The 19,196-nt window shown below is 58.8% G+C and carries 13 protein-coding genes; 6 read left to right on the top strand and 7 right to left on the bottom strand.

Annotation, left to right across the window (positions count from 1 at the left end; all coding sequences use genetic code 11):
- Positions 1–370: 370 nt before the first annotated feature.
- From istA to CUJ90_RS11225, 4 genes are all read left to right on the top strand, one after another.
- Complete coding sequence (gene istA, locus CUJ90_RS11240; RefSeq protein WP_114162721.1) at positions 371–1,894, top strand: IS21 family transposase; 1,524 nt, start codon at positions 371–373, stop codon at positions 1,892–1,894.
- A gap of 12 nt (positions 1,895–1,906) precedes the next feature.
- Complete coding sequence (gene istB / locus CUJ90_RS11235) at positions 1,907–2,674, top strand: IS21-like element helper ATPase IstB (protein ID WP_114162720.1); 768 nt, start codon at positions 1,907–1,909, stop codon at positions 2,672–2,674.
- A gap of 297 nt (positions 2,675–2,971) precedes the next feature.
- Positions 2,972–4,069: an IS5 family transposase gene (locus tag CUJ90_RS11230; RefSeq protein ID WP_073432981.1), complete on the top strand. Its 1,098-nt coding sequence runs from the start codon at positions 2,972–2,974 to the stop codon at positions 4,067–4,069.
- 323 nt (positions 4,070–4,392) lie between these two features.
- Positions 4,393–4,632, top strand: a complete 240-nt coding sequence (locus CUJ90_RS11225) for a hypothetical protein (protein ID WP_114162719.1) — start codon at positions 4,393–4,395, stop codon at positions 4,630–4,632.
- A gap of 1,050 nt (positions 4,633–5,682) precedes the next feature.
- On the opposite strand, the gene CUJ90_RS11215 is transcribed toward CUJ90_RS11225, so the two are convergent.
- The 3 genes from CUJ90_RS11215 to CUJ90_RS11205 form a co-directional block, all read right to left on the bottom strand.
- Complete coding sequence (locus tag CUJ90_RS11215; RefSeq protein ID WP_244219909.1) at positions 5,683–6,066, bottom strand: hypothetical protein; 384 nt, start codon at positions 6,064–6,066, stop codon at positions 5,683–5,685.
- A 473-nt stretch (positions 6,067–6,539) separates the two neighbouring features.
- Positions 6,540–8,552 (bottom strand): YadA-like family protein, encoded by a 2,013-nt coding sequence (locus CUJ90_RS11210; RefSeq protein WP_114162718.1) that lies wholly within the window; start codon positions 8,550–8,552, stop codon positions 6,540–6,542.
- Between the two features lie 1,083 nt (positions 8,553–9,635).
- A complete protein-coding gene (locus tag CUJ90_RS11205) occupies positions 9,636–10,436 on the bottom strand; it encodes a glycosyltransferase family 2 protein (protein ID WP_114162717.1) in 801 nt (266 codons plus the stop codon).
- A gap of 92 nt (positions 10,437–10,528) precedes the next feature.
- On the opposite strand from CUJ90_RS11205, the gene CUJ90_RS11200 reads away from it, so the two are divergent.
- A complete protein-coding gene (locus CUJ90_RS11200; RefSeq protein ID WP_073432981.1) occupies positions 10,529–11,626 on the top strand; it encodes an IS5 family transposase in 1,098 nt (365 codons plus the stop codon).
- Between the two features lie 153 nt (positions 11,627–11,779).
- Here the strand turns inward: CUJ90_RS11200 and CUJ90_RS11195 are convergent, their stop codons facing one another.
- The 3 genes from CUJ90_RS11195 to CUJ90_RS11185 are packed head-to-tail and all read right to left on the bottom strand — an operon-like array spanning position 11,780 to position 15,713.
- The gene (locus CUJ90_RS11195; protein WP_114162716.1) at positions 11,780–13,729 is read right to left on the bottom strand and encodes a glycosyltransferase family 4 protein; all 1,950 of its coding nucleotides are present in this window, start codon (positions 13,727–13,729) and stop codon (positions 11,780–11,782) included.
- Positions 13,730–13,767: 38 nt separating this feature from the next.
- Complete coding sequence (locus CUJ90_RS11190) at positions 13,768–14,757, bottom strand: glycosyltransferase (RefSeq protein WP_114162715.1); 990 nt, start codon at positions 14,755–14,757, stop codon at positions 13,768–13,770.
- An 8-nt stretch (positions 14,758–14,765) separates the two neighbouring features.
- Entirely contained in the window at positions 14,766–15,713 is a 948-nt protein-coding gene (locus tag CUJ90_RS11185; protein WP_161553691.1) for an NAD-dependent epimerase/dehydratase family protein, read from the bottom strand.
- Positions 15,714–16,133: 420 nt separating this feature from the next.
- On the opposite strand from CUJ90_RS11185, the gene CUJ90_RS11180 reads away from it, so the two are divergent.
- A complete protein-coding gene (locus tag CUJ90_RS11180; RefSeq protein ID WP_073429828.1) occupies positions 16,134–16,343 on the top strand; it encodes a hypothetical protein in 210 nt (69 codons plus the stop codon).
- A gap of 160 nt (positions 16,344–16,503) precedes the next feature.
- Here CUJ90_RS11180 and CUJ90_RS11175 read toward each other — a convergent pair whose 3' ends face one another.
- Positions 16,504–19,008 carry an FUSC family protein gene (locus tag CUJ90_RS11175; RefSeq protein ID WP_114162713.1) on the bottom strand — a complete coding sequence of 835 codons (2,505 nt, stop codon included), beginning with the start codon at positions 19,006–19,008 and terminating at the stop codon, positions 16,504–16,506.
- Positions 19,009–19,196: the final 188 nt, after the last annotated feature.

Raw genomic sequence — 19,196 nt, 5'->3', positions numbered from 1 at the left:
AGAAAAAAGCCCAATACCTAGGCGCAGTTGATGATATGGCTATCGATCGAATCAGCGATCGCTGTCAAGATGTCTCGCAGACACGAAAAAGTCCGCCTTGACGTGCTGGCTTGAATGTCGGGCATAGGGCAACACACACTTCTTACGCGGCTGAACCTGCGCTCCGTGCTCGGATTCGACCTATCTTTTCGATCGCGGCGGGTGCGTATTTCGGACGAACGTGACCGGCCGTTTCGGGATGGTGACCGGCGATTTCGGCAACGTGACCGGTCATTTCGGGAACGTGACCGAGCGGACTGGAAGGCAGGATTGGCGTTGCGCATGACATCAACTACGCGGGCTATGCTCGCCGGCTTTTGCCGGAGAGAGCATGCCCGCGCACCGGATGAACATGCGCATGATCAAGGACGTTTTACGACTTAAATTCGACGGCGGCTTCTCACACGATCGGATCGCCGCGTCACTGGGTATATCCAAGGGCGTGGTCACGAAGTACATAGGACTGGCCGGTGCCGCCGGGCTGGACTGGGCAAGCGCCTGCGATATGGATGAAGGCGACCTTGAGCGGCGGCTCCTCGGCAAGCCCACGGGGCCAGCAGGCTACGCCCAGCCCGACTACGGACGCATCCACCAGGAGCTGCGTCGCAAGGGCATGACGCTGACGTTGCTGTGGGAGGAGTACCAGGCCGAGTTCGCGGACCGGCAGACCTACCGCTATACGCAGTTCTGCGAGCACTACAAGGCGTTCACGAAACGCCTGAAGCGCTCGATGCGTCAGATTCACCGCGCCGGCGAGAAACTGTTTGTCGACTTCGCCGGCCCCACGTTGCCGCTGACGACTGGACGCCGCGCGCACATCTTCGTGGCAGCCATGGGCGCATCGAGTTACACGTTCGCATGCGCGACGCCAGCCGAAACGATGGAGGACTGGCTGGGCGGCATCGCACGTGCGCTGACCTTCTATGGCGGCGTGCCGCAGCTGATCGTGCCGGATAACCCGCGCGCGATGATTGCCGATCCCGATCGCTATGAACCTCGCGCCGGCGACACCGTGCTGGACTTTGCGCGTCACTACGGCACGTCATTCCTTCCTGCACGTGTATATCGTCCGCAGGACAAACCGAAGGTAGAGGTTGCGGTCCAGGTCGTCGAACGCTGGATCATGGCGCGCCTGCGTCATCACCGGTTTGAGTCGGTCCACTCGGTCAATGAGGCGATCCGCCCGCTGCTCAAGAACCTGAATGAGAGGCCGTTCCAGAAGCTGCCGGGATGTCGCGCCAGCGCATTCGCCCAGCTGGACGCGCCGGCACTGCAGCCGCTGCCGGCACAGCCCTATGAGCTCGCGCGCTTCAAGACAGTGACGGTTCACATCGACTATCACGTCGAGATCAACAAACACCGCTACAGCGTGCCGCACGCGCTGGTCGGTCTCAAGCTCGATGCGCGCATCACGGCGGGCGCTGTCGAACTGCTGCATCGCGGTCGCCGTGTCGCCAGCCACGCACGCAACGAGCGCGCAGGCGGCTACACCACCGTCGTCGAGCACATGCCGGCGGCGCACCGCGCTCATCTGGAATGGACGCCGCAGCGGCTGATTCATTGGGGACAGCAGGTCGGCGCGGCAACCGGCGTGCTTGTTACCCGGCTGCTGCAGGAGCAACGCCATCCGGAACACGGCTATCGGGCGTGCCTCGGATTGCTCTCGCTCTCACGTCGCTATGGCCGCGAACGTCTCGAAGCCGCCTGTGCGCTAGCACTGGAGCTGGGCGTGCACCGTTACCGCCACGTGCGCGACATCCTGATCAACAACCGCGACCGCGCAGCAGTGGCAACGCCTGCCGACTGGATCAGCCCGAACCACGCGCATGTACGCGGCCCCGGCTACTACCAATAAAGGATACCCACCATGATGATGCAACAGACACTGACGCAACTGCGCACCCTGAAGCTGGACGGCTTCGCTGACGGCCTGGAAGAACAACTGACGCAGCCCGGTGCGGCCAGCCTGAGCTTCGAGGAACGCCTGTCACTGCTGGTCGACCGGGAAGCCAGCTGGCGTGATGATCGCCGTCGTACCCGACTGCTCAAGCAGGCGCGCCTCAAGTATCCGCAAGCCGCCATTGAAGATCTCGACACGCGCGCTGGCCGTGGCGTTGATCCGCGCTCACTCACGAGTCTCGCGCTCGGTGACTGGGTCCAAGCCGGCTACAGCCTGCTCATCAGCGGTCCAACCGGCGCTGGGAAATCGTGGCTCGCTTGCGCCCTAGCCCAATACGCTTGCCGGCGCGGGCATTCGGCCTTGTATCTGCGCGTGCCGCGACTTGGCGAGGAGCTTCGCGTTCTGCACGGCAATGGGGGCTTCACAAAATGGCTGCTGCAGGTCGCCCGCGTTGACGTGCTTCTACTCGACGATTGGGGAATGGCGCCCCTCGATGCGATGGTTCGAAACGATCTGCTCGAGATGATCGATGACCGCTCGGCGGGAAAGGCGACCATCATCACCAGCCAGTTACCGATTGAGCACTGGCATGGATGGATCGGCGACGAGACCATCGCCGACGCAATGCTCGACCGTCTCATGCAGCGTCATCACCGGATCACGCTCACCGGTGAATCCCTCAGAAAGGCATCCCTAAAACCCAACGTCCTGGAGCCCGAACTCGACCAGAACTAACAAGAAAATCTACAATCAACACCGCGCAACGCCCAACCCCGCCGGATCGGTCACGTTCCCGAAATCGGCGGTCACGTTCGCCGAAATACGCAATCGCGGCGGGCGCTGTACCCTTCATCGCGAATGCGCAGCAGATTGACGCCACGCCGAGCGCAGAGAACATCATCGCAGGCCGATCTAGCCGAAGCGGCCCGTCGGATTTTTGCTCCTAGCAGGCTGCTGAAGTATCGGCGGTAATGTCATCGCTGAAGGCCCCTGAAGCGTTGATGGAAGACCCCCACTTGCCCCTTGGAGATCATGCGCGGCGCCGACACATTCACCGAGAGTTTGTTTTCCATGCGCAAGCTGGACGACTTCGTTCCGAAGTCGCATCCGTTGCGTTCGATCCGGGTGATGGCGAACGAAGCACTGGTGAAGATGGATCGGTTGTTTGCCGGGATGTACGAGGCCGACCTCAAGGGTGGGCGGCCGAGCATCGCGCCGGAGAAGTTGCTGCGAGCCATGCTGATCCAGGTGCTCTACAGCATCCGCTCGGAGCGCCAATTGATGGATCAGGTGCAATACAACCTGCTGTTTCGCTGGTTCATCGGCCTGGCGATGGATGACGAGGTTTGGGTACCGACGGTCTTCACGAAGAACCGCGAACGCCTGATCAAGCATGATGCGGTGATCGAATTCTTCAACGAAGTGGTGGCGATCGCTGAGAAGAAGTGCCTGCTCTCGGGAGAGCACTTCAGCGTGGACGGCACGCTGATCCAGGCGTGGGCGGGGCACAAGAGCTTCGTGCCCAAGGACAGTGACGATCAGGACAGCGACGGCGGCAACGCAGGCGACTTTAAAGGCGAGAAGCGCAGCAACGAGACGCATGAGTCCCGGACCGATCCCGATGCACGGCTCTATCGCAAAGGCAATACGGCCAGCGAATTGCGTTACATGGGCCACACGCTGACCGACAATCGACATGGTCTGGTGGTCAACGCGTGCGTGACGCGCGCTGACGGGCACGCCGAGCGCGAAGCGGCCAAGGTCATGATCAACGACGCGCGGCAAGCGGCAGAAGATGCGAGCGCAGAAATCACGCTGGGCGCAGACAAGGGTTACGACGCACAGGAATTCATCGAGGCGTGCCAGCAGATGAAGGTCACACCGCACGTTGCGCAAAACACCTCGGGGCGGCGTTCATCCGTGCCCGATACCATTGCCTCGAGCGTGGGCTACGCCATTTCGCAGCAAAAGCGCAAGTTGATCGAACAAGGCTTCGGGTGGGCCAAGACCGTGGGGCGCATGCGCCAGGTGGTGGTGCGCGGGTTGAAGAAAGTGGACCAGATGTTCGTGTTGAACATGGCTGCCTACAACCTCGTGCGCATGCGCTCACTGACACAAGTCCGTCTGTAGCAGCGAAAAACGCGGCAATGAAGCCAGAAATTGGCCTCAAACTGCCGAACAAGCGTGGAATTCACGTTGAAATTGCACAATGCGATAAACCTTGTGGCGAGAGCCGCGTAAGTGCAGAAAGGCTGCTTCTGTCGGACTGTATTTCAGCAGCCTGCTAGTGCTCGTCAAAATGTGCCGGTCGGCAATCCAAGCGTAACCGAGCTGCCACATCGTTAATCACTCAATTTCAGTGTCCTACCGCACATAAACCGAAGCGATTTGTTTTCGTTTCTAGATTCTTTCGTCTACATTACTTTTTTACTACGTCTAAGAATTGGAAAATCATGTCAGTGACCTTCTTTATCTGCACGAAAAACGCGATTGGAAAAACGCATGTCGTTGTTAAGGATAAGAACAATGGCATGCAGATAATCTTGAACGAGGATATTCCCCAAGACGATTGCCGAGAAGTGACGGCGAACGGAGATGCCTCCGATGAAGCGAACATTGAATATTCGCTTAATGGTGGTAGTTCGTATGGGCACCCCTATATTAAAAGCGGTGAGCGCGTGAACGTTTTCTAACGACCAACGTAATCTTTGATAGTCCGTTCCCAATCTAGGAGGTTATGTGAAAACCGCGCGAGGGTTAGCTATATCGGGTGTGTTGGGTGTGCTCGCACTTTTACCGGGCACGGCGGCCGCTGGTAAAACAGTTGACATTCTCGTAGGCGAGGGGGGCGATCGACCAAAGTGGGAAGGGATGGAGTACCCATGTGGCCACGGGGCGAAAGACTACGTCCAAAAAATTGGCGCCGGGATTTGCACGAAGTATGACGGAGACGGCAACGCACAAAAAGGTAGCGGCTTTTCACTAACGCCAAAATCTGTTGTCAACGGTGGGGGATGTGGTTGGACTGTGTATCAGATCTCCTGCAGCGACTGAACAATTTGAAACTCCGTTTCGGCGCGCGGCTTTCGTCGTTATTGACCGCAGTTTTCTCGGCTAGTTGCTAGTACATGCAGCAACTACGTGACTGGCGAGACAAGTCTCCGCATTCGCGCTGGTTTCGTGGCTTTGATTTACCGGCTTGCGTTCTCGAATTGCTGACCGCTTTGAGACTTGCCATCGGAGTAGCGTGAATTGAATAATCGGGTCGCAAACTGCCTACAGCATCTCCAAACGAGGCGTGTGGGCACTCTCGGCTCCAAAGCTTTCCGTCGAAGAAAACGGCGATATCAGACGGCGGTTCGAGTCCGAAAGCCGCCACACGGTTGCGAGAGCTCGAACGGCTGAGGTGGGTCGGGAGTACGCATTGACGACGGTCCGCTCCCGGACCGCGAGATTCCTCTGGCCGCTTTCCGGCGATGAAATTGAAGAGCGGGCTGACGCAGCCCGACCCTCAACGGTCAGTCATGCTTCCCGGAAGCGGCCCCTCAGAGGTGGTAACTTGCGCTCTTAGTGACCGACGTTTAGACGCATTTTCAGGGAATATGCGCCTATCGTTACGAATGAGCACAGTTGGCTTTGCGCGTTACCCCAAGGGGGATGTCGCTCGTGCAGTGGCACGCCGTACTGCTGGTTTCGTGGCCAGTTCATCCAGGGTGATGACGAACTCGAAGCCCTTGTCGTTCTCACGCGTCATCAGAAATCCAAGTTTGCGATGGAAAGCGACCCAATTGCTTCAGCGAGACGCAGAACCTGTGGGCCAAAGCCTCGTCCCTGGACCCTTCCCGAAACAGCAACAGGCCGATGAAAGCGATGTCGGTCTCTGGATAGCCACGCACCATTTCGAGACAACCGACCACCTCGGTGTCGTGAGCGATTTCGTAGACGAACTTGTCCGAGCGGCCTTTGCCTGGCGGCAGCGCATCGAGTACCTCAATGGCGGCGTTCGGAGTCGGCAACTTGCCCTCGACAGCTACGCTATAACCTGGAGCACCTTTCCGCACAGCTTGCAGCCGATCTATGTCGTTCGTTAGCTGGCGGTCGATCTGGCGTAGCGTGGGTATGGACATGATCTTGGCGATTCCGGGGGGGGGGGCGAGCGGCATCGATTGTCGACTATCCGAGAGTCGGTGTCGATTGACCGCTGTTGGCCGATGGCGGGCGGACAGAAAGGTAGCGAGCGTAGCCGATGGCGTAGCTCGTTGATCGAAGCCTTGTCAGGCGGTGCGCAGGTACTGCTGCATCATCGGCATATGCTACCAGTCGCAGCCTGGATGATAGAGAGGGCGGCCGAACGAGCCCTGACGCAGACTTCGCTCGATCGCCGCGGGTTATGCGAGCGCCAGAAATCGGACCCATCTCAGCCGTTCAATTAGACGCAATTGAAACGACCGCTCTAGAGGCGAAGCAGCCGATCAGTCGTCAGCATTGGCTCTGACACAGACGACTGCATGTGACCGCACACGCCTCTACTGCGCCGCTCACGGTGACTGCCCGCCGCTGTGAGGCAACTGCGACAGCAGCGGGGAGACAGCCGAATTGCTTACCAGCGGTAACCAACGCCAGCGCCTGCTCCAACCGAGCCGTGACCCGAAACAGCGGTCGTGATCGAGCCTTTGACCATCCACTTTTGCGTCGCGACCGAGAGACCCACTGCCATAGCCGACTGACCGCCGTAATTGCCTGCGCCAAGCGCGACAACTTTTTCGCCCGGCAGGACAGCCTGCGGCAAGTTCGCCATAGCGATAGCGCTCGCCGTGCCGGCGGCAGCATCCTTGCGATTTTTCGACATTTCATCGCGCACCGAATTGATCGCGCCGTCCAACTGGCGCTTGTTCACAGCATCAGTCGGAGCCGTACCATCTGCAACGTTGGTAATTTGACGCTCAGCACCCGGCGCACCGACCGAAACCGTGTTGTCCCGGTCTGCAACTGAATTTGCACCCAGGGCAACCGAATTGTTCGCGGTGACCTGGGAATTTGCGCCGATAGCAGTTCCGTTCGTGGCGGTGACGTTCGAACCATCACCGATTGCAGTTCCATTCGTGCCTGTGACCCTGGAGCTCGTGCCAATGGCAGTTGCACGTGCAGCCGTGACCGTCGTGTGAGTGCCGATCGCCGTACCGTCCTGGCCCGAAACATTCGAGCCGTCACCGACAGCGGTTCCGTTGGGAACGGACACGACCGAATTTGTGCCAACTGCCGTACCTGTTGGATCGGCTACCGTGCCGTTCGACCCGGTTGTCGAAATAGTGTTGACGGTGGTTGTGAGTGACGTCAGGTTATTCGACAGTGCCGCAACCTGCGAAGCGATCGAGAAAAGCTGGGAGCCGTTCACGGCGTCGGTGCTAGTGGCGCTGATCTGCCCTGCGGCGACATTCTGCAGCTGATGTTCCTGGCCGACCGCGCCGATACTCACGACACCAAGCGGTGTCGCGCCTGCGAAGCCACCGAACGTGACCCCGTTCAGCGTGACGCTACTTACGTTCGTTGCGGCACGTGTGACCGCGCCGGAACCGAGCGCCGTCGATTCGTTGGTCGAAGCCACCGCCGCATTACCGATCGCAATTGTGTTGGTGCCCGTCGCTTGGGTGAGCGTGCCCAGCGCAATCGCGTTGGCCGACGCGGCATTCGCATTAAATCCAACCGCGACAGAAGTAATTGCTGATGCGGTTGTAGATTGACCAATTGCAATGGCCGATCCCCCACTTGCCAAGGCTTGGTTGCCAATCGCTGTTGAGCTGCCGCCGCTTGCCGTCGCTAAGGGACCTAGTGCTGTTGCACTGTTGGTACTTGCGACCGCTCCGGTGCCTACCGCTACGGTATTCAGATCAACTGCCGAGGCATTCTCACCAATAGCGATTGCGTTCTGGGCAGTCGCCTGTGCGCGGGCAATTGCAACGCTACCGATCCCGGATGCGACGGAATCGACACCGACTGCTGTAGCGTCACTCGCATTCGCGCTCGCCTGAAAACCCACCGCCGTTCCGCCAGCGGCTGAACTATTGGTACCGACCGCCGTCGAGAATTCAGAAGTAGTGTGTGCAAGAGCACCGATTGCAGTCGCGTCACCGGTCGTCGTGGTCGCCCCACCGCCGAACGCTACTGCTCTCGTGCCATTTGCGACCGAATTGGCGCCAACCGCCGTGGCATTCGTACCATTCGCCGTGACAGTATCGCCCAATGCAGTCGCGGCCCCCCCCTGCGCTGACACATTGACACCGACAGCGGTATTCTGGCTTGAGCCGTCGGCTCCGGCGACTGCGGGGAACGTGCCGCCTGTGGTCGCTGTAGGCGCCGCCGCAGCGCCCCCGATGGTCTCATTGATCCCCGCGTTTTGACCGCCGACTGCAAGGTTATCTGCGTACGCCTGACTCACCGGCAGCAGCATCAATGCCGTCAATACCGCCAGCGCCGCCTTTGATTTCAATGGGGTTCCGCCCTGTCCCACTTCCGCTTGCCCCGGTTCGCCCTGCACGCCGCGCTGCGTCTCGGCCGCCGCTACCAGCGTCCCAAGTCGACGATTCCAGACCAGCTTATATCGGCTCTTGTTCATTGCGTTTTCCTTTCTTAGTTAACTGATCGAAAAAAGAGTAGTCATGTTTGGTCTCCGTCATAACACCTAATCCCGAATATTAGGATTTCTAATTATCTATTGTGCTTTGTGCAGACGAACGGTAATTGGAAAGATCTAACAATCAGGTGCCTTGGTTAATAAGGCGAGCAGCATCGCCGCGAGAGTTAATCGTCGCAGACAGAAAGCTCAGTGTTAGCCAAGGTTACGGCAGTTGGAGCAGAAACTTTAGGTAATATTTTTCTGAGACTTGTGTGCGGAAATCCTTCCAGAAGTCGAACCCAAAGGCGGTCCAACGGTTGCACGCATCAAAAATTCGGCTCCTGCCCAGTGAATTCCGGGCTGGGCGTGCCGCGACAAGGTAAGACAATGTAAGTTCCCGCAATTCGTCGTCGAGACTTTCTCATAGGCGAATTGACTTGTCTACATAAACCCATAGGGAGTCGGATGGCCTTGCGATATTTAACAATTACGCAACAGCAAAAAATCCTCACTTCGTCGTGAGCGAGGGTGATTGGCTTTCGCAGTATGTCGACAGCATGACAATGGCTTGCGACTGGCTCAGAATCACCGCGGCAAGATCCCGAATAAGGCCAGACCCGGAGCGCATGCACCGAGCGTCCTTCCGCTGTTCCGTGTGCGTTCCGGCGTCCTGCGCAAGAATGCTCAGACGGTATCGCCGCCAGCTGAAATCTGTTCGCTTGTCGCGAATTGCGAGCGTTGACGGGCAAGATGAAAAACTCGTCGGAAACGTTCGCTCCAACGAGCGCGCCGACGACCAACACCTATACATGCCCGCATATCCCGGAAGGGCATTGGTCGGCGATTTGGTCCACGCGTCGACGCGTGCGAATCTCATGCAGACGAGCGATATTCAAGTGTTCCGAACAATCGAATGTCTCAATCGCCGCGATGGCCAAGGACAGGAACTGGCCGGTCGCTGCCTGTCGTCGAACGAGTTATGACGATCCGTGGCAATGGCCGCGGTGCCATGGAGGTGCCATGCACGTGGATTCCGACGCCGGGTGATTGATCTGAAAGAATATTTGTCTAAAATGGAGCGGATCAAGTATTCGACGGCGCTGCCGGTGCGCCGTCTCGGGCAAATGCCCGACTGATCTCATCAGTCCGCCGGGCGCGACTCCTGATCTCGTTGCGAAACAGATCGGACGGTCTTGGAATGCAAACCGCTGCAAAGGTTTGCTTGACCAGAGAGGTATGTCGTGTCCGAATTGCGTGCGAGGTATTGGGAACAATTTTGTGGATTCCGCCGTTGTTCACAACGTCGATATTCCATCTCCAGTCTTCATAGCCGATGTTGTTCTTGAGGTCGGTTCCGGTGTTGGGAACAGCCCTCAAAAACTGCCTGGACGTGAAGACCAACGAAGTCCATGCGTTCGTGTATGCGAGATGAGCCAGATGGAAACTGGGATCCTCCATATCCACGTGCAAGAAAATATGGGGCGTTACGCCAAAGTAGACATTGACCTCCGGGTGCCACGCGACGTTTCGCGGGTCGGCTTCGGCTGCTTTATAGGCCTCAAGTAGCCAGTTGGCCCCCCAAATGTCGTCCGCGTCGAGGAAACCGATCCATTTGCCTCTGGCTTCGTTTGCAGCGGTGTTGCGGGCATAGCCGGTATCGCCGTGCTGCACTGTCACTACTCTCAGGTCGGCGCGTTTGGCGGCGAACGATTCGAATACGTGCAGTGTCACCTCGGTCGGCCTATCGAGCACCGCGAGCATCTCCACTCGCAATCCCGATGCAGCAGCAATGTCAGCGCACCTGCTTAGACTGTTGAGCGAAGCGTTTGCCAAAAGGCCTTCAGAATGGCCGTTTATGACGGCTGTGATATCAAAATTGGTCATGACTTAACAGGCTGCTGAAGTATCGGCGGTAATGTCATCGCTGAAGGCCCCTGAAGCGTTGATGGAAGACCCCCACTTGCCCCTTGGAGATCATGCGCGGCGCCGACACATTCACCGAGAGTTTGTTTTCCATGCGCAAGCTGGACGACTTCGTTCCGAAGTCGCATCCGTTGCGTTCGATCCGGGTGATGGCGAACGAAGCACTGGTGAAGATGGATCGGTTGTTTGCCGGGATGTACGAGGCCGACCTCAAGGGTGGGCGGCCGAGCATCGCGCCGGAGAAGTTGCTGCGAGCCATGCTGATCCAGGTGCTCTACAGCATCCGCTCGGAGCGCCAATTGATGGATCAGGTGCAATACAACCTGCTGTTTCGCTGGTTCATCGGCCTGGCGATGGATGACGAGGTTTGGGTACCGACGGTCTTCACGAAGAACCGCGAACGCCTGATCAAGCATGATGCGGTGATCGAATTCTTCAACGAAGTGGTGGCGATCGCTGAGAAGAAGTGCCTGCTCTCGGGAGAGCACTTCAGCGTGGACGGCACGCTGATCCAGGCGTGGGCGGGGCACAAGAGCTTCGTGCCCAAGGACAGTGACGATCAGGACAGCGACGGCGGCAACGCAGGCGACTTTAAAGGCGAGAAGCGCAGCAACGAGACGCATGAGTCCCGGACCGATCCCGATGCACGGCTCTATCGCAAAGGCAATACGGCCAGCGAATTGCGTTACATGGGCCACACGCTGACCGACAATCGACATGGTCTGGTGGTCAACGCGTGCGTGACGCGCGCTGACGGGCACGCCGAGCGCGAAGCGGCCAAGGTCATGATCAACGACGCGCGGCAAGCGGCAGAAGATGCGAGCGCAGAAATCACGCTGGGCGCAGACAAGGGTTACGACGCACAGGAATTCATCGAGGCGTGCCAGCAGATGAAGGTCACACCGCACGTTGCGCAAAACACCTCGGGGCGGCGTTCATCCGTGCCCGATACCATTGCCTCGAGCGTGGGCTACGCCATTTCGCAGCAAAAGCGCAAGTTGATCGAACAAGGCTTCGGGTGGGCCAAGACCGTGGGGCGCATGCGCCAGGTGGTGGTGCGCGGGTTGAAGAAAGTGGACCAGATGTTCGTGTTGAACATGGCTGCCTACAACCTCGTGCGCATGCGCTCACTGACACAAGTCCGTCTGTAGCAGCGAAAACGCGGCAATGAAGCCAGAAATTGGCCTCAAACTGCCGAACAAGCGTGGAATTCACGTTGAAATTGCACAATGCGATAAACCTTGTGGCGAGAGCCGCGTAAGTGCAGAAAGGCTGCTTCTGTCGGACTTTATTTCAGCAGCCTGTTAATCGAGAAACGACGGAGACACAGACAAGGTCTTGCAAAAATGGTCCCACGAGTGCTCTTGCCTGACCCAAGCCATCATTCGCCTGGCGCGCTGGCGGGCCTCATCGGGGGAACGGCGAATTTCGCGAAGCGCGTCCACGTAGGGAGCCGCGTCCTTATATTCCCGGATCAACCAGCCGGTTTGCTCAGTGACAAGGTCGGGAATTCCGCCGACAGCGGACGCGACGACCGGTATGCCCATGCAAGCTACGTCAGCCAAGGTGAGCGGCAGGCCATCCCAGAGCGAGGTGTACAGAAAGGCGTTGTACTCATCGACGGGTAATTCCGATGTAGCGGAAAACGGACCCTTGACGGTCAGGTTGGGCAGCACGTTTGCAAAGGTTCTGAGCTTCTTCAGATAGGCGTCGTCGCCGTAGCCATAGATGTCGAAATGAAAGTCTGTTGCCAGTTGGGCGATCTCTATCAGCAGATCCACGTTTTTCTGCATGCAAAAACGGCCGGCCCAGATAACCCGGTTGCCCTGTGGCGAACCGGTTTTGAATTTCCCGATAGACACGTTGCCAATAGGTTGATGAAGCGTGATCATCCTCGCGCGCAGGCTTGCCGGTACACCATAGTCGTTCGCGAGTTCATGCATGAAGCCGGCGTTGTCAAAATAGACTTTCGTTAGAAATGGCAGGCTGTCTCGGAAGTGTGTGTCCGCATACCCTGCCGCTCGGCCGTCGGCGGTGTAGTCCCGGCAAAACAGGCAGGCGTAGAGATTCGTCACTTTGCCAAGAGCGGCACCCTTCTGGACAATGCTGTCCCAGCACGCGCCGCTGTTGACGTTCAATACTGACTTCGGACGCAGAGCCAGGATTAACGACTCCACCATCTGAATCCTGTCTGACCGCGTTAGCGACGATCCAAATTCCGATAGGACACGAACATGTGCTCCGACCGGCAGCCAGTCGATCGAGTCACTCCGGTCGTGATCTGTAAGCACGACGAGCGTCGAATCATTGCCATGGTGCTGAATGGCGGCCCGCACCGCGTTCGCCGCGGCCAGATCGGCGCCGCCGCGCACGAGCCACGGCACAAAGACGATGTGATCGAACGCGTGAGGCAGCGAATCGAAAAGCTTTTGCCATGCAACGATTCCCGGCCAGGACTGGCCGCCGTAATTGAAACCCAGCAGCGCGGGCTCGACCAAGGTAGCGTCAAGCAAGATCGTGCTCTCGAGTTCCCCGGCTTCCGCCACCATCTTTTCGATTTTGTCTAATATGCGCGGCTGCAGTCCGCATCGGCGACCCTCGGCCTTGCCGATCGTGATGTAGTGGACGAGCGGTTGCAAACCGCTCTGAGCCACGTCCCGGTAAGCCGATGCGTACCAATGGCCATCGAAGAGCCGGTGTGCGCGCCGGCCTTCGAAGCTTCCATGCCGGACGTAGTGATCAAGGGGATCAGGCAGGATCGCCAGATCGGGGTAGAGCTGAAGATACAGGTCACGGTCAAACAGCCCTGACTCAGCGATAATTTCCCTCGCCTTCTCGACGGATAACCCAGGTTCAGCACCAGTGTGCGACGTGGCGCGGTTGGTTTTCCGATCAGCCCCCGGTAACGTGACGGCGTGCGTTTGACGGCCTTCCGAATCGCCGAATTTGATGTAATGGACCAGCGGATTCACGCTGGCGAGCCGAACGTCCGGGTAGTCTTCCAGATAGCGGTTTCCGTCGAACATCGGGCCGGGTTGACGACCTTCTTTCCATCCGTGACGTACGTAATGGATGGCTGGGTCGACGGCCGCATCCGCGACGTCCGGGTTTTCATTCAGGTAGTACGCCGCATCGAAAAGCGACGACTGCCGAACTAGCCTGGCATCGTTGCGAGGCAAATTCAATGCATAGGCCATGGGCTCGACAAGGCTGCCAGCGCGTTTTCGTGCAATGCGAAATAGATCAAGAACCATGGCGATATTTAATTTGCCCGACTTGAAAATTAGATTGTCTATCGGTTGATATTGGAGTTGGTCACGAGGGAATCGATTACCGCTTGCTTGTTTTCGTTATCTTTTTTGTACGCTTCCCATTGCTGCTCGAGCCACGCTTTTCCTTCCGTCAGCAGGTTGATCTGACCGTTGAGCGCCGCTATCGCTTCTTCTAGATACTCGATGCGGTCCCTTTCCTGCGTAAGGGACTCCGTCAAATCTTGTTTCTCGCGTGCTAGTGCGGAATTGGCGGAATACATTTCTGCCGACGTTTCCACCAGCAGATGCGTGGCGGATGCGAGCTGCTGTGGAAAGGCCGCCATATTTTTTGCGAGAGTTAAGACCGCCGCCGATCGCATGTGCGCCGAGTCCTTACTCATCGAACGGGCATGGAGCCGATAGTAGGCAAGTTCACGCGAATGAAACCTTGCGTTGAACCCGGCGGCAGCAATGCGGAGCCACATATCCCAATCACAGCATCCGCCCAATGATTGATCGAAGCCCCCGACCATGTTTAGTGCCGATGCTCGGACCATCACGCAGACCGGCGGGAAATATCCGCCCAATAGAAGCGACGCCAAAATATTCCCGCTTAACTGATCTCTCGCATGCTCGATCTTATGAGCGTCTGCGATTTCTCCTTCCTCGCCAACGCGAACGATGTCGCTATAAGCCATGCCTGCATCTGGCGTCGCCGCGAGAATATGCTTCAGATCTTCAAGCATCGTTGGCGCCAGCCAGTCGTCGGCATCGAGAAACACGAAATACTCGCCGTTACTGACTGCGATTCCAGTATTGCGCGCCGTCGCCACACCGGCGTTGGTTTGCCGGATGAGCCTGATACGTGGGTCGTTCAGCGAGCGCACGAGGTCCGACGGATCTTCGTCGGAGCCATCGTCGACGACGACTACTTCGAATTCAGTGTGGGTTTGCCTGAGAACGCTTTCCACACTTTGACGAAGAAACCTTAATTGATTAAAAAAAGGTATTACCACCGAAATTAAAGGCATCGACGTTATCAAGTGAGTTGGACCTGTGAAACCAGTTGTTTCGAAAAGTAATCGAGCATTTTGCTCATGCCATCTCGCAAGCCGGTAGTCGCGGTCCAGCCAAGCAACTGTTCAGCGCGCGATACTTCGAGGACGTTGACCGGAACATCGAAATATCTCGACGATTCATATTCAACACGGATCGGTCGCCCCAGAATGTCGCTGATCGTTTCGACGATTTGCTTCAGGGACGTTCCATGCCCCGATCCGATATTCAAAATGGGCTCGCTCGAGCCGAACGCGTCGGGATCGACTTTTATCGCCGCGGAAAATGCGCCCACCACATCGTCGATATAAAGATAATCGCGGACGATTGAACCGTCGCCCCAGATCCGGATTTCGTGTCCGGTCAACGCGCGCCAGGCGAAGATCGACGCCGCCCCAAGTTGTCCCTCGACATTTTGGCCGGGTCCGTAAGGGTTGCTGATACGGAGGATGCGAGCATCGACACCGAATTGGCGGCGGTAAAGCATCGCGTAAACCTCCGCTGATACTTTCGAAGCGCCGTAGAGTCCTAGCGGCCTCAAGGGATGCGCTTCCGAAACCGGCGTTGTCTCTGGGGCGCCGTAGACGGTGCCGCCCGACGAAGCGAAAACCATTGGGAGGCCGGGGCGTCGCCGAAGTGCCTCCAGCAAACCCACCGTGCCCACCACGTTGGTTGTGACGTCGTCCAATGGCAGCCTGTCCGCTGTCTTGGGAACCGTTGACCAGGCGAGATGAAAGACGCCATCGACACCTTCCAGTGCGTCATGCCAAGCGTCGACCGACGCGCCAAGAGGGCATTGGACGTTGAACGCTCCCGGCACCATGCGCCTTACCGCACGACGAACGTCGTGCCCCTCCAGCCGAAGGCGGTCAACGAGCGCCCGACCAATGAAGCCGGAGGCGCCGGTCACCAGATAGGTTTTCTTTTTCAATTCGATGAGGATTGCCGAGTGCGAGCCGGGTGAAAAATAAAACTCGTCAGGGCGTGCACTCTAGCATGGGCATTTTCTGCGTTTTTTCGCAAAAAGCCGGCTGAGGCTGATATTAAATGCCGGTTTATTACTGCGCGCGCAATAAATCGGATTCTGCTTACAAAGCGCCAGAGTCTCTAACGTGCAATTGAGGAATATTCCCAATGTAGGAGGCGCAAATTCTCGGTCCGCGAGAACGCCCTGCGATCCGCTTCGGCTAGTAAGACAGGTGATTCACGCAAACTACGAGTTGCGGATGGGCGCCGCCTCGGTCGCAGCATGCGCTTGTCCGCCGGCTGCAAGCCGAGTGCAAGCTCGCTGGGCGTAGAATGCCGCCTTTCCCGACCTATCCGCGACAGCCTCGCGAACCGAGCCCGCCTCATGAACAAGCCACCGCGCAAGAAGAATCCGACCTTCGGCATTGCCGTTTTCATCGTGGTCGCGGTATTGCTCGTGATCGCCACGCTTTTCTATAACGCCATCACGGAAAAGCGCGATTTCGACAATCAGAATGCGACGGCGCCGTCGATTTCCTCCACGGCAGCCGCCGCGGCTACCGTCGCCAGGCCCGCAAGCGGGCAGGCGCAATAGAACGGCACGGTTCATCGGTTCGACAACCACGCCCGAATCACCGGCGACCTGCCGCGCACGCTAAAAACCACAACGCCCTAACGCATTGGCGCGGGTGCGCGACGCGACCTCTGCCGAGGGTTGGCAGGTGCGCGACGTTCTTCCCCCGCGCGTCGCCGTGTCAGCCTTCCGGCAGGCGAATCACGCTCGCGTCCTTGCGAATCTGCGCCGACGCGCTCAGCATCTGTTTGCACTGGTGGGCGAGCAGTTTCATGTCATTTACGGCGTCCGCCGGATAGTCCGGGGACTTTTCGGTTTCGACCACCATCGCATCGAGCTCACGGTTCAACAGTTTGATCTGTTCGCCCTGCTCGGCGGGCAGCGCCGTGCAGGCCTCGGCTTCGGTCAGATTGTCGCGAACCACGCTCAGCGCGCGTTGCAGCGGCTGTAGCGAAACACCGTCGTTCTGCTGCGCCGAGGTGCGCAGCAAAGGCGCGACCACGGTGATCTGCGAGGCGAGCACGTGGCTGCGCACCAGCAGGTCGTTCAGTTCAGGGACGAACTTTTGCGCGGACTTCGGTTCGAGCATCATGCGCTGAAACGCCTGGCCCAGATTGGCGAAGGCCACATGCACGTTCTTGCGCGCGAGCCGGTAGCGATAGTCGCGATCGAGCGCCGTGGCAGCGGCCGCGGCGGCAGGGGAGGCGCCAGTCGCCGGCGGTTTGGCGGGCGGGCTGGCGACGGCGGCCGCACCGGCATGCGCAATCGCGTTGGCGTTCGTTTCCGCACCTGGCCCGCTGCCGGTACCACTACTCACACCACCACTCGCTCCGCGACTTGTTCCAACATCGACCCCGCCGTTGGCGGCGGCCAGCGCCGGTCTGGGGATATCGATCGCCGGATCCGCCATTGCCGCGGCCGGCGCGCGCGCACCCGCCTCGGTCACGGTGGCGATCACGGCGGCGGCCGGCTTGCCGCTCCACCACCAGCTCGCTTCCAGATACTGCCGCGTGGCGCTGATCATGTTGTTGACGAGCTTGCCCATCAGCCGGTATTCCCAGTACGGGAACAGATGGCTCGCCGCGATGGCGATCGCGCATCCCACCACCGTATCGATCACGCGTTCGCCGATGATGCGCATGCTGCCCGGCGCCAGCAGATGGAACATCAAGAGCACGTAGGAAGAGGTGAACACCACGCTTGCCGCATAGTTGAACAGCAGCAGGCTGTAGCTCATCACCATCGACGCGAACATCACCACCAGCAGGATGTGCGGTTCCTTGACGAAGATGATCAACGCGATGCTGGCCGTGCAGCCGATCAACGTACCGACGATCCGCTGCCCATTGCGCTGCTTGGTGAGCGAATAGCCCGGCTTCAGAATGATGACGGTGGTCATCACGATCCAGTACGCGTTGGTGAGCGGCAGCAGGCGGCCGAGCCAGAAGCCGACGGCGACCGCGATCGTCACCCTCAGCGCATGGCGGAAGCTCGGCGAGGCCATCGTCAGGTTCGAGAAGATCTGGCCGAACGGCACGCGGCGGCTCGAGACGAAGCGGCTGAGCGCCTGGTCGAGGCGCAATTCGGTTTCGGTCGCGCTCGGATCGCCCGACAGGCTCTTGCGCATCTTGTCGATCAGCCGCGTGGCGCTCCAGATGCGCCGGAACGTGGACGACACCGCCGAATACGCCTCGGGATTCTTCGCCGGCAGGTCCTGCTTGCGCATCAGTTCGATCTCGAACTCGATGGCGCGCAATTCCGCCTTCACGTTGACGCGCATGCGCGGCGCCTGATTTTGCAGCACCGCGAGCCCGATCTCCTCAAGATCCGCGGCCGCCTTGCGAATCAGGTCGCGGTAGAACACCAGCAGATCCGAGCCGCCGAACGTATTGCGCACCAACGGGTAATCCGTATGCGTGCCGACGAACAGTTCGTGAAGATCGACCGTATTGATGAACAGATTGAACAGCATGGCGCGGCGCGGTTCGAGCTTGCCGCTCTTGAGCCTGGGCAGGTTGCGCAGCACCATGTCGCGCGCGGCGTCCTGACGCTCCACCGCCGCGATCTGCTTGTCGACCAGATTCCGATAGCACTCGTCCAGATCGTTGTCGAGATCGTAGAACGCGGCCCGCGCGAGCAGATAGTCGGCGCACGCGAACACGCTTTCGGCGAGCGCCTGCTGCTCGATGCGATGCATCATCCAGCGGCTCACGAAGGTCGACCAATACGTGTACCAGAGGCCGCCCACCAGGATCCATGACGCGTTGACGAACGCCTGGATCGGCGTGAAGCGCTCCTCCAGCGTCAGGATCATCATGAAGAGCGTGGCGAAGCTGATCTGCGGCCAGCGGTTGCCGTACACGACGATCAGCGAGAGCACGAAGGTGAGCGGCACCACCGTGCACCACAGCGCCACCGAATTGACCGTGGCGAGGCCCGTGGCGAGCGCGGCCAGGAAGCCGATCACCGAGCACGCCAGCATCTCGTTGTGTTTGTACTTGAGCGGGCCCGGCATATCGACCACGCAGGCACCGAGCGCGCCGGTCGCGATCGTGAAGCCGAGTTCGCGATTGTTGAACACGACGAGGCACAGTACCGCGGGTAAAGAGACGCCGACCGCGATGCGCAGACCGCCGTAAAAGTACTGGCTGTAAAGGAATTTTTTTATTTCAACCGAATAGCGCATCGACTGCCTGGATTCCATTCGCAGAGAAAACGGCGTTGCAGGGACAGACCCAAACCGCCGTCGAGTCTAACTGATTTTGCGCCCGATCTGACCTCGTCCATTCGGCCGGGTTCTGCGTTGGGAGCGCCTTTGTTATGCTGTCGCTTCACTTTCTGTCGCGGCCTGGGCGTTTCGCTCGCGCCGCACGC

Origin of the sequence: Paraburkholderia terricola, assembly GCF_003330825.1 — a bacterium.
In the GTDB taxonomy this organism is placed as follows: domain Bacteria; phylum Pseudomonadota; class Gammaproteobacteria; order Burkholderiales; family Burkholderiaceae; genus Paraburkholderia; species Paraburkholderia terricola.
Note: the sequence above shows the minus strand (reverse complement) of the source record. Positions and strands in the feature narration are given on the sequence as shown.